Annotated in this window: 5 protein-coding genes; all 5 read left to right on the forward strand. The window is 42.2% G+C overall.

Annotated features, from left to right (window positions below; translation table 11 throughout):
- Nucleotides 1-665: 665 nt before the first annotated feature.
- The 5 genes from A6733_RS07495 to A6733_RS09110 all read left to right on the forward strand — a co-directional run bounded on the left by A6733_RS07495 (nucleotide 666) and on the right by A6733_RS09110 (nucleotide 12275).
- The gene (locus A6733_RS07495; protein WP_092460727.1) at nucleotides 666-3380 is read left to right on the forward strand and encodes a hypothetical protein; all 2715 of its coding nucleotides are present in this window, start codon (nucleotides 666-668) and stop codon (nucleotides 3378-3380) included.
- 184 nt (nucleotides 3381-3564) lie between these two features.
- Entirely contained in the window at nucleotides 3565-3699 is a 135-nt protein-coding gene (locus tag A6733_RS09720) for a hypothetical protein (RefSeq protein WP_278183917.1), read from the forward strand.
- Nucleotides 3700-4679: 980 nt separating this feature from the next.
- Nucleotides 4680-4808, forward strand: coding sequence for a hypothetical protein (locus A6733_RS09725; protein ID WP_278183856.1), 129 nt, complete (start codon nucleotides 4680-4682; stop codon nucleotides 4806-4808).
- Nucleotides 4809-4822: 14 nt separating this feature from the next.
- Nucleotides 4823-8137, forward strand: a complete 3315-nt coding sequence (locus A6733_RS08425) for a hypothetical protein (RefSeq protein ID WP_141663485.1) — start codon at nucleotides 4823-4825, stop codon at nucleotides 8135-8137.
- A 502-nt stretch (nucleotides 8138-8639) separates the two neighbouring features.
- The gene (locus A6733_RS09110) at nucleotides 8640-12275 is read left to right on the forward strand and encodes a hypothetical protein (protein ID WP_176696796.1); all 3636 of its coding nucleotides are present in this window, start codon (nucleotides 8640-8642) and stop codon (nucleotides 12273-12275) included.
- The last annotated feature ends 599 nt before the right edge of the window (nucleotides 12276-12874 follow it).

Genomic DNA, 12874 nt, shown 5'->3' on the forward strand with positions numbered 1-12874 from the left:
ACTTTAGAGGCTAGAGGACAAAGATTCTTTATTTACAATTTGTTTTGGATACTTATGTTACGGTCAATGGTGATAAGATGGATGATATAGCTAAGAGTAGCGGTGCGGTGAAAACTGTAGGTTTATTTTGTTTTGTATTCTGCTTATAGCTGTAAGGCAGCAAGTTCCACCATTTTAGGTGATAATAGCCTTCTAATAATTTTAATTTTATTACACATAGTATGTGTGGTTTATTTTTTGTTAGTATTTCCATTAATTGTTCTATAAGTTCGTATCCTACACGACTGTAGATTGTTGTTTTTTTAACGGATAATTTTCATCATACGGTACATCATTATCCGCTTATGCTGGTGGTGGGTGGGTTGTGCTCGTGGGTTTTTGGCTTTATTGAATATTTGTTCAGTATTTATTGATTGATGTGCGGTTTGTTTGCGTTATTTATTCGTTATTGTTTGTGAATTTTTTTGTAGTAATAACATGTGCAGTGGTACACATGTATGTGTTGTGTTGCCCATGGATTTTATGCTTCTGTGCTGTTACTAGTCTGGGATATTGCTCCGTACTCTGGGTGTGTTTTTTGGTTGTAGATAGTTTCTATTAGGTAGTGGTAATGTTGCTGTTAGGTGGTGGGAACATTAACAGTCAATTTAAGCAAGAGGTTAGGTGTGAATTCCTTAACTGGAGCTGGAGCTGGAGCTGATCCCTTTAGTGATTATCATACTGATCAAAGTACAAGTGGTAGTTTGCAGCAAGTTCAGTCTCTTCCCGTTAGCGTAGTTGCTGGGGCTACCTGTGCTACTGCTTCAATTACTTCTTCTACCACCTTTACTAACACCGTTACCTCTATAGGTAAGGGCAAGAGTAGAAAGAGCAAGGGTTCTCCACCTAAGAGGGCTATTGCTTCTAAAACTATTACATCTGTGGTAAAAAAAATTGCTCCTGCTTCATTTGTTATTGCTCCAGCTGCTATTGTTTCAGTTACTCCTGCCCCAGTTACTTCTGCTCCAGTAGTGACTTGTCATCGTCCTGTTAGCCTCGCCTCCTTTGATACTCTAGATTATTGTGGTTTTAAGGTTTTGGCTTCAGATTTACTGGCTCTGTTTGCTATGGAAAATGATTTTTTACGTGCTGTTGAGAAGAATGCTTCTGTAACTTTTAGAGCTTATATTTTGAAACATTTTTCTGTACATGGAATACTAAAAGAAAGCGAAATTTCTTTGTGCCGCCATGAATTGTTTGCTAACGCTTTAGGATATGCGGTTACTTTTTTTAATAGCGCATACCTTAAAAAGATTAGTTTTAAGGTTGAGTCTTCCTTGCTTCTCTCCAAAGGAGAGAGGAGGACCTTTAGATCTGAGGAAGTCACAGAATTTGTTAAAAAGTTTAGTGATAAGACAATTACTAAGGTTAATGATTGTCTGTCATATGTATGGAGTTGTGAGACTTCCAGTGACTCTTTGAATAGTATTTCTTCTGGAAAAACTGCAACTATCACTTCTTTCCCTGGATCATTAGCCAATGCTAATTTCACCTACGTTCCACCTTCCGTTAAATGTGTTAGCCTGCTAGGATTTACTGTACTTCCTGATGTTGATAGAACATTTAAGCGCATTATTTCTGAAATTACTTTATCTGCTAAGCGTACTTATTCAGATATGGTAAGTAATGAATTATCCGTGAATATGACCAAGCTTACAGTAATTGAACGGTATATTTGGTGCCTAACTTATAAGCCATTGTACGAGACTAATGTCGTTGCTAGTTGTATTTTAGGTTATTACGCGAGGTGCCGTCCCGATTTTATTGGTTATCTTTCTAGTGTACAGGTATTATTTGATCCTTCCAGACGTATATTAGCGCCATTGACTGGTCGTGGATTAAGGGATTTTTTGGTACGTGTAGATGATGCTGTTAGAGGCGCTATACTATCTACTTTTAGGCTAGAGTGGAGTAGATCTACCGGAAGTGTTTTTACTGCTGTAGACGCTGAAGTGGAGTCATCGAGTACTCCTACTATTTGTGGAAGAGATTTTGTTAGCACTCAAAAAAATGCTGGAGTTCCTTTGTTGGCAATTTCAGCCTACAGTGGAATTATTGAAAAGAGAGGTTCTTTATCGCAAACCGTTGGTGTTGGCTTTGCTAGTAGTTCTAGGTCTTCTCAATCGATACCACAATTAGGATCTGAGACAAGTCATCCTTCTAGTATGTTTACAGTTTGTGGTGATTCTGGTTCTGCTTATATGCCTTCTGCTGAAGTTGTGCAGCGACCTACTGTTGCAACATTTATTGCTGAAGCTTCATCTGGTATTGCTTCTGCTGATTTTGTTTCTGTTACGAGAGCTGCTGATGTTGTTTCTGTGATAGGAACTTCGGGCAGTGTAGATTATTCACCTTTATCTGGGTTAGAGGCACTTGGTTCTGGTATCGTTTTACCTACTAGATCAAATGTGTCTGGCTATGTTGCTCCGGATGTGTCTGAAGATGTGGTTGCATCTACCAGTTATGTTTCCTCGGGTGGGTCGGGAGATGAATCTCCTTTTGTTTCATCTCAACTAGTTGCATTGGTTGGCGATGTTTATTCATCTTCTCCAGAGCAATCTGTGTTGATTGGTGAAGTTGCTACATCGGATACGAGGGGTATTGCTGCTTCTGAACCGGTGACTGCGGGATGTGAGATTGATTTACATTTAATTTTACGTGAATTGGGAATAGTTCCTGAAGACTTACCTAGTTCAGATGTGTCTTATGAGGGTACTGCATTTGCTGATCTTTTTCCCGTGTCTAGAAGTTCAGATGGTGGTGGAGATTCTTCAACTTTAACTGCACTTTTATCTTCTCCCTTATCTGAGGTTGCAGAATCGGATTCTTCCTTAGAGGATCATGAAATATCTGAGACGGTTGTTGTTACTTCAGTGTTGGGAAGTTTGGAGAGAGTAAATTCTCCATCTTTATCTTTGTCTTTATCTGAGACGCTAGCGTTAGTTGCTGCTGCTTCAGAAGAATATGAGTCATCTTGGAGGGGGGTTACCTCTGTACCGGGAAGTTTAGGGGGATTAGATTCTTTACCTCCTGTACTTTCGCCCGTACCTTTATCTGAGCCAGGGGTAGTGGTTGATATTTCTTCGTCTTCTGTACCTTTTACAGAACCTACTGCGCTGGTTAGGGAAGTTGGTTCACCTATAGCCAGTGCTGTTTCTTTATCGGAGGATTTAGTAGGTGGATTGAGTTCGTCTTCATCTGAGCAACCAATAATGGCTGCAATTAGTACATCTTCTACTATTTCTACTGCGGTAGAGGAACGTCCCACGGTTAGCGGTAGTTCTTTTATTTACTTGGGACCTAAGAAAGAATTTATTCGTAGCTTAAGACTTAAGAAATAATTTATTCGTAGTCAGGTATATTCTTGGTCTGGTATTGGGTCTTCTTCAGTTCTTATCAGTAGTAGTATCTTTGGACTTCCTAGTTGGTGTTTGTGAAGATGAATAATGTTGTAGCAGCTGCCACTGATGTTTTTGGCGAGAGGGAGGATGTGGGATAGAAATGACGATATAGCTGAGAAATAAGTTGCCATCGATACCTTTATTTGCTGGTACATGTAGAAGTGGATCATCTTTTTTACAGAGAGGTAGTCTCCAGGGAAGAGGGTGTAAGGGAAAGTATAAATTAGTCGAGATGAGAGTTGGTCCTGTTGTCATTTAATGGTATGTCGCACAATACATTCTAGTTGATTAATGTAATTTTATTTACTGCACTTTACATATTAAGGTCGGTTTATTATTCATTCTTGTTTTATACATAAATACATATAGAATTAATGATTTTTGCGTACAATTACTACTAGTTATGATGTTTATTGACTAAATAACATAAAGTAAAGGTTTATATTTGTCTAACCAGAATAATTGAACTAAGGCTGCTTTTGAAGAAATATGTTTATTAGCTAAAAGGGCGATGGGTGTTTCTAATATTGATTGACTTGTGTTTGATCAGTTTAGAATTAGATTATTACTGTAGATTGAGATCGTATATATGAAGTAGAAAAGAGGTTTTTGATAAAAGTTTCTTTCCTAGGTTGCATCGTTTAGTGATGGAACGAGTTCCTTGTATGATAGTAATTTGGTTCATATGCTGGGGGATAAATAGTTTGTTTGTTCCATTCTGTAGGATCGGTGACGTGGTTGATAGAAATTAAAAAACTTGATAAACGCTAAAGATGAAGGTGGCGGTTAAACTAATTGTATGTTATCTAATTCATGTGTAGTTCACCAATGATGTTGAATTTGTTTGGATGTTTGGGCTATGTGTGCAAGAGAAAAGTTGGTAGAGATAGTTATAAATCACTGTGGATGGCTGCAATGGTTTTAGCACTTATTGTGACTTAATTTGATATTAATTTGCTATTAGTTAGCATGTGTGCTTCTATATTGCACGATTATTGGTGGCTATTTTTCATAGATGGGTTTTGCTGTTCAGTACATCATTGTCCTTTTGCGATTCGGAAAAGGCATGATAAATAAGATCGCATTTTAGATTTGATCTGCCTTCGGGGTGGTTTGTTGCTTGTATGTGCATAGTGTTGGTGTTATTTGATGGTTAACTCCAACATGTTTACCCTCCTGGTGCGTTTACATAAGTAACAGTAGTGTGAGTTGCTTCTTCTGCGTGTTCTGTATTTTGCTGTGGCTGTAGGTTGGCGCAGGTGTCTGTGCTCAGATTGTGCGTCTGCCGTGGTGGAGGTGCGTGTTAGTTATTCTAATTATTCATTAGTAATAACGATTATAAAAACTGACGATAATAATAATAAGTAAGGGAAGGGTTGGGTATGAATCCTGTAACTGGGGTTGGCGGTGATGATCCTGATTCTGTAGATGGTGATAGTACTGGTCAAGGTGAGGGCGGTGGCTTGCAGCAAGCGCAGGCTTTGACTGGTGGTGTGTTGGGTGTAGTAACTCCCGCTACTGTTTCCACCGCTGCTGCTACCCCCACTACTCTTACTACACCAGCTACTTCTACTACCTTGACTACTGCTACCACCTCTGTAGGTAAGGGTAGCAGTGGTACTAGAAGTAGGAAAGGCAAGGAACGTGCTCCTAGGGGTTCTGCTGCTGTGTCTCGTCCTGCTATGAGAGCAACTGTTCCTGCTCTTGCTCCTGATCCTCCTCCTCCTCCTGCTCCTACTAGAACAAATATTCCGCTAGAAGGAGTTGGTATCGTTTCTTTTCAAACTATGGAGTATTGTGGTTTCTGTGTTTATGTTCCAGATTTAATGGCATTGTCTGGTATGGAAAGTAATTTTTTGCGCGCTGTTGGAGAAGTGGCTGTTTCAATTTTTAGACCTAGACTTAGAGCATTATTTTCGTCACATGGTGTTCTCGGAGAAAGTGAGGTTTCTGTTTTACGTGATGAATTACTTGCTGTTGCTGAAGCAGATGCTGATAGTCTTTTTAGGCAAGTGTATCTCATTAGGGTTTATTGTAAAGTTGTTTCTTCCTTGCATCTTGCTGCTGGGGAGCGGCGGAGATTTAGTGCTGAAGAAGCTGAGAGGTTTAAGGTATCGTTTTTTGTTAATGCGATGATCAAGGCTAGAGAGTGTTTAGAGCTTGCATGGAATGCAGAGGTTTCTATGGCCTCACAGGGTTTGGGTGGTATTCCTCCTATAGCAACTACTGCTACTACTACTTCGGTTACTTCTGGAGGAACTACTACCACTACCACTTCGGTTTCTTCTTCTAGAGTAACTGTTGCTACTACTTTGATTCCTTCTACAAGAAGTTCTACTACTACCACTTCGGTTTCTTCCGGAAGAACTACTGCTACTACTACTTCGCTTACTTCTAGAGGAAGTGTTTCTGCTGCTTCTTCTCGCCGTGTGCCAGGATTTGTTGGCTCTGTAGACTTATTTGGGTTTCAAGTATTTGCTGAGTTTAGCGAAATGGTTAATTCTCTCATTTCTGAGATTCAAGCATTGGCTAGACGTGTTTTCCCGCAAATGGTAAGAGCTCCAATGACGGATGCTATGTATAAGCTTTTTGGTTATGAACGACGTGCTTGGTGTACATCTAATGTGACGCTTTATGAAACTGGCCTTGTGGCCAGATGCTTTGCCGCGTATTGTTCTAAGTTCCGTCCTGATTTTATTAATGCTCTTTCTAGTGTCGAAGAGTGGGATTCTTCTAGTGGTAGTTTGTCGCCGTTAACGGGAGACAGGTTAAGAGATTTTTGGTTGTCTTTAGATAGAGCTGTTATCGAAGCTATAAAGGGTGTTTTTGCAGTAGAATGGGATGCATCCATTAGGCGCTTCTTTTTTGCTCTATCAGAATCTGAAAGTGGGGTAGCACTTACTGAGCTTTGTGGGGAAGATTTTGTTAAGGCTCATTCTAAGGCAGGTGTTCCTGCACTGGCAATTTCAGGGTCTGGTGCAATCGCTGGAAGGGCAGGAGGACGAGTGGTGGTACCACGTGCTACTGAAGTACCTGTTAGAAGTTCTTCTGTAGCCGGTGGTAGTTCTTCTGTGGCTGGTGTTGTTTCTGCGCCTCAACAATTGAGATCTCAAGTGGCGTCTGGGACAAGTAAGCAACCTGAAAAAAGAGTAAGGAAGGATAGTGGTGATGCTCCTATTACTTCGAGAGAGGGTTCTGATGGAGGCGATAGTACAGGTCATTCATATTTATCTATGTTATCAGGATTTGTTTCCAGTATAGGCTTACCTACTTCGGATGTGAGTGGTGCAGTTGCTGTATCTGCCGTTAGTTCTTCTGTGACTGCATCAGTAGTACAACCAGAACCTGGGGCAGTTCAGCCTGCAAGTTTGTTGTCAGTAGGAGAGGGATTTTCTACTGAAACTACTGCAGTTCAAGAATCTGATGCTGCAACTGGTGGTGGTGTGTCTCCTGTTGGCGATCTTTCTACGACAGATGTTTTTGTTGCCTTGCCTTCTGAGCCAGTGATCTTAGGAGGAGGAATTGATGATTTACACTCACTTTTACTTGCTTCTGGAATAGTGCCCGAAGTTACAGAGGAGTCTGGTGGTGAGGATGTTATGTATGTAGATGACCATTCTTCGTTACCGGGGGGGATATTAGGAGGTAGGTCTTCTTCGTCTGAGGAAGAGGAGGTATCAATTGTTAATGTTACTACTACTACTACTACTACTACTTCTTCTTCTTCTTCTTCAGAGGTGCCGCCATTGTTTGTTATGGGAGGTGAAATTGAATTGTCTATGGTTGGTGTTGTAGCGTCCGAAGTCTCAGTAGTTACAGAGGGGGATGATGTTATATCTATAGACGACAGTTCTTCGGCATCGGATGGGGAGCAAGGAGATGGGCCTTCTTCATCTGAGGAAGAGGTATTGGTTATTGATATTCCTACTCCTTCTACTTCTACTTCAGAGCCTCCAGTATTAGTTATGGAAGAAGTTGAACTTTCAGTTGGTACTACCTCTACTGCTTTAGATTCTCCAGAGCCTCCAGTATTAGTTATGGAAGAAGTTGAACTTTCAGTTGGTACTGCCTCTCCTGCCTTAGATTCTCCAGAGCCGCCATCGTTGGTTAGAGAAGAGGTTGTGTTGCCTATGGTAGTGGGTGCTGTTGCTTTGGGAGCTTTAGAGGATGAATCATCTGGGCGTGCAGTAGTGCCAACAACTAGTGCTTCTTCTGTTTCTGTTGAGGTAGGAGTATCTACTACTACAGTGGCTAGAGGAGGTGGTTATGCTCCACCTAAGAGATTATTTAAGAGTAGGTATAGTGCTGATATGGCTTCTTCTTCGAGAATGGCTTCTTCTTCGAGTATAGCTTCTTCTTCGGTATTATCAGGTAGTGGTGTGTCTGCTGCTGGACCTTTATCTTCGGTACCTGTGGTGACGGGTGGTGTTTCACCGCTAGTAGTTACAACAGTTACTACTGGTACTGGTACTGGTACTGGTACTGGTACTGGTACTGGTACTGGTACTGGTACTGGTACTGGTACTGGTACTGGGGAGGGTTATGATATAGATATAGGAGAGAGATTGGCAGCATGGATGAATCGAGGTCTGCCACCTTCACCACCGCCTGCTAGTGAATCAGCTCCTACGGAAGGTGGAGCTTCTTCAAGTAGAGGAAGTGGTAGAGGGAGAAGGAAAAGGAAGAGGAGAAGTTAAGTGATGAGTGGTTGGTCTTGTCGTCTATGCTGCACTGTATGTTTGTTGAGTTAAGGGGATTGAGTTAACTAACTAACTAACTTTATGTTGCGTGAGTGATTTTTGAGATGTTATTCGTTAACGTTAACAATGATTTTGTAGAGTGGTGTTGCATTTCATGGGTGAGTTTTGCATAGGTGAGTTTTGTTGTGCAGCATAGTATTAATGTTGGTGTTCGACGTTGATTTATATTATAAGTAGTAGCGGGCTTTTTACTCCAAAGTTCGCACTTTCCAAAGCTTTGCACTTTCCGGGTCATGGTGCAAGGTGCTTTTTTCTACGCGCTCTGTGTTTTTGTTGTAGTCGAGGACAGTACCTAGTGCATAGTCATAGAGCATGAGCTTAAGTTGCGCCTCTGATGTAACGGTGGTGTGTACTAGAATACAAATTAATAATAACGATAACGGTGATAAAAAATCAATAACAACGATAAACAATAGTAAATAAAAAAAGGAGTTTGGTTGTGAATCCTGTAACTGGAGTCGGTGGTGCCAGTTCTGACCCCGATTGTGATGGAGGTGATGATCAAGCTGGCAGTGGTGGCTTGAAGCAGGTTCAGGCTTCTACTGGTGGTGGATTGGGTGTATCTACCACCATTGTTGCTGCCTCTACTATTCCTGCTACTTCCTCTGCCGTTACTACTTCTGCTGCTATTACTATTTCTGCTGCTGCCTCCACTGTCGCTACTACCTCTGTAGGTAAGGGTAGTAGCAGTGGTAGGAGTAGCAAGGGCAAGGGACCTGCCTCCAAGCGTTATGCTTCTGGTGCTGCCTCTTCTAGTTCTACTACCTCTGTAGGTAAGGGCAGTAGTGGGAGTGGCAAGGGCAAAAGATCCGCGCCCAAGCGTTGTGCTGCTGGTTCTGTGGTTTCTGCCACTACTGTTCACCCTGTTTCCGCTGGCGAAAGCCAAGAGTTGGCTGGTCTTACTCCTTCTCGAACTACAAAGTGTTGTGGTTTCCATGTCTGTACTTCGCATTGGTCAGCATTACGTAAAATGGAAGATAGTTTTTTATGTGCCGTTGAGGAAAGGGCTTCTACATTTTTTAGATCTCGGATCCAGGAACATTCTTTATCACGCGGTAATTTTTTAATAGCAGAGATTTCTGGGTTACGTGATGAATTGTTTTCTGCTCTCGAAGTAGATATGAGTGATTTTGTTAATGAGCACTTTGATAAAGTTCGTGATAAAGTTGTTTTGTCTTATCATGTCGTTGGTGGAGAGATTAAGAAGTTTAGTAATGATGAAGCCGATCAGTTTAGAGCATTGTCCTTTACTGTTATGGCTGCTAAGATCAGAGAATGCTTAGCTCTTATGTGGAGTTCGGAGATCTCTTGGGCTTTGGATAGAGCCATAGCTCCCGATCACGTGCGAGCTACCTCTGCTGCGCGAGTTGCCGCTGCTGCTGCTCGTGCTAATGTTGCCGCTGCCGTTGCTACTCGTACTCATGCTCGAGCTGCCGCTTCCATTCCAGACACTGATCCTGATCCCGATCGTACTCGTGCTCGTGCTCGTGCTTGTGCTAGAGCTGCTGATCGTCGCTCTCGAATAGCCGCTGCCGCCTATGCTTCTGCCGCTGCCGCTGCTTCTATCGCTGCTTCTGCAGCTCCCACCGATCCTGCTGTTGCTCGTTATCGCGCTGCTGATGCTCGATGTCGCGCTGCCTCTCGCTCTCGCAATGCTGCTCGTGCCCGTGCTGCCGATCCCTCTATCGATCCCGATCTCATTCTCCCTAATATTCTATCTAGTGTTGCCGCCGCCGCTTCTGCTATCTCTACCACTAGCGCTGTTTCTGCCGCCCCTGCTACTACTACTCATGCTGTTGCTGTTTCTGCTGCTTCCACTACTGATCCCAATAGCATTTATTCTCAAGCTGCTACTGCTACTTCTACTTCTACTTCTACTGCCACTGTTGCTGTTGCTGGTTCTTCTACATCTTCATTGCTTCCTGGTTCTTCTTCTATTGTGCCACCAGGTTTTGCAGATTTGTTTGGGCTTGTAGTACCTTCTGAGCTTAGTGAAGTTGTTATAAATCTCATATCTGATATTTGTGCATTGGCTAGAAGTTTTTACCCGCATACGGTAAGAATTCCAGTGTTAAATGCTCTGCATAAGCTTTCAGATCCTGGACGACAACGTGCTTGGTGCTTAATTAATATGAAGCTTTATGAGACCAAATTTGTGGCCAAGTGCGTTGCTGGGTATTGTGCTAAGCTCCTTCCTCAATTTATTAACCTTCTTTGCAGTGTCAGGGTGTGGGATTCCTCTAGTCGTTGCTTGTTGCCGCTAACGGGAAACAGGTTAGAAGATTTTTGGATATCTTTAGATCAAGCTATTTTCAGAGCTGTAGGGGGGATTTTTGTTTCAAAGTGGGCTCTTACTGTACGCCTTTTCCCATTAGACCCTGGAGAAGGATTATATGCTCTTTGTGGAGGAGATTTTGTTGATGCTTGTGCTAGGTCTGATACTTCTTCGTCGTCAGCTTCAATATTTGGTTCAATTACCGGAGGAATGAGAGTGCAAGTAGCACCTCATGGTGGTGATCATGTAGATTTGTTCGGGTTTGAGGTACTTCTTGAGGTTAGAGAATTGCTTGATATTCTTATCTGTGAGATTAGTGGATTGGCCAGACGTACTTTTTCTTCTATGGTGAGAGCCCAAGTGTTGGATGCCATGAGTAGGCTTTCAACTTCTGAGAGACATGCTTGGCTTGCAACTAATGTGATGCTTTATAAAACTGGCTTTGTGGCCAGGTGTTTTGCTGAGTATGTTGAGTTTTGTCCTGATTTCATTTGCTCCCTTTTTAGGGTTATACCAGGGGATGCTTCTGGGCGTAGCTTGTTGTCATTAACAGGAAACGATTTAAGAGGTTTTTATTCATCTTTAGTTAATGTTGTTATAAGAACTGTAGAGGATATTTTTGTAGCAGAGAGGGATGCACTCGTTAGGAGGTTTTCTGTTCCATTAGGGCATGGAGAGGAATCACCATCTGCTGTTCTTTGTGGTAGAGATTTTGTTAGTGCTTTTGATAGGGCTGGTGTTCCTGCGTTGGCAATTTCAGGGCTGAGGAAAGGACAAGTAGTAGCGCGGAGAGTAGTACCTCATATTGCTGAAGTGGCTAGTTGTAGTTCTGCAGCTGGTAGTAGTTCTGTTTCTGTAGATGTTTTACCTGTTTCTGGAATGGCTCCCGAAGTATCAGTAGTTACAGAAGAGTCCAGTGATGATGTTATATTTGTATGCGAACGTTCTTTGTTATCTGGTGAATCAGTAGATATGCCTCCTCCTTCGCCTTTGCCTGATAAAGAGGCATTGGTTGTTGATGTTCCTCCTCTTCATACTACTGCTACTACTACTTCTTTAGAGACGCCTCCATTATTTGTTATGGGAGAAGAAATTGGATTGTCTATGGTTGGTGTTGTAGCATCCGAGGTCTTAGTAGTTACAGAGGGTTCTGATGGGGATGTTATATTTATCGACGACCATTCTTCGGTATCGGAGGGGGAATTAGGAGATGGGCTTTCTTCACCTTTATCTGATGAGCATGCATTGGTTGTTGATGTTTCTCCTTCAGAGCCATCAGTGTTAGCTATAGAAGAAGTTGGATTGTCTATGGTCGGTACCTCTTCTTCTTCTGCTTTGGGAGTTTTAGGAGATGTATCATCTCCTTCTCCATCTGAGCGGGTGGCAGTGCTAACAACTAGTGCTTCTTCCATTACTTCTGTCGAGGTAGAGGGATCTACTACAGTAACTGGAAGGTGTTATCCCTATGGACTTAAGAAATCATTTGCGAGTAGGTATAGTGCTGATATGACTTCTTCTTCTGGTGTGCCTTCTTCTTCTGGTATGCCTTCTTCGATGCCCTCCGGTAGTGGTGTGTCTGCTGGACTTTTATCTTCGGCACCTGTGAGGGTGGGTAGTGTTTTGCCATTAGCAGCTGGTACTGATGGGGGTAATATAGGAGAGAGATTGGCGGAATTGCTTAATCGAGGTCTGCCACCTTCACCGCCGCCTGCTAGCGAATCAACCCCTACGGAAGGCAAAGCTTCTTCTTCAAGTAGAGGAAGTGGTGGAGGGAAAAGGAAAAGGAAGAAGAAAAGTTAAGTAGTGCTGGTCTTGTTTGTATTGCATGGTATGTTTATTGGTAAGTGGGATTGCGTTCACTTTGTGTTGCGTGAGTGATTTTTGAGATGTTACTCGTTAGCAATGATTTTGTAATGTGGTGTTGCCTTGCAATAGATTAATCTTAGATTGTTACTAGTGTGTCTGCGTTGATATGGGTTTTTGTGTAGGTTTGTCTGGTTTTTTGGCACGGATTGTGATTTATTTTACTACATGAGTATGAATATTAGTTGGTATATGTTGGGCTATTTTCCATAGGTAAGTTCTATTGTTCAGCATAACATAATGTTAAGCCCTTATTTTTGTGTGTGATACGTAAGACGGAGTAGACTCGTGTATGTTGGTCTATATTTGGTGTGTTGCTTTACGCTGTGCTTTTCTGTGTTTACTCCAAAGTCTTGCACCTTCCGTGCTATGTAGGTAATGTTGTAAGGTGTTTTTTCTACGCGCTCTGTGTTTTGCTATGTTGGAGTGTAAGCACCTGGGGTGTATGCTTGGGTTGTGCCTCTGGTGTAAGCGTGGTGTGTATTATGATGTAAATTAATAATAACGATAGCGGTGATAAAAAATCAACGGCAACC

The organism is Candidatus Ichthyocystis sparus (genome assembly GCF_900078745.1).
Lineage (GTDB): Bacteria > Pseudomonadota > Gammaproteobacteria > Burkholderiales > 2013Ark19i > Ichthyocystis > Ichthyocystis sparus.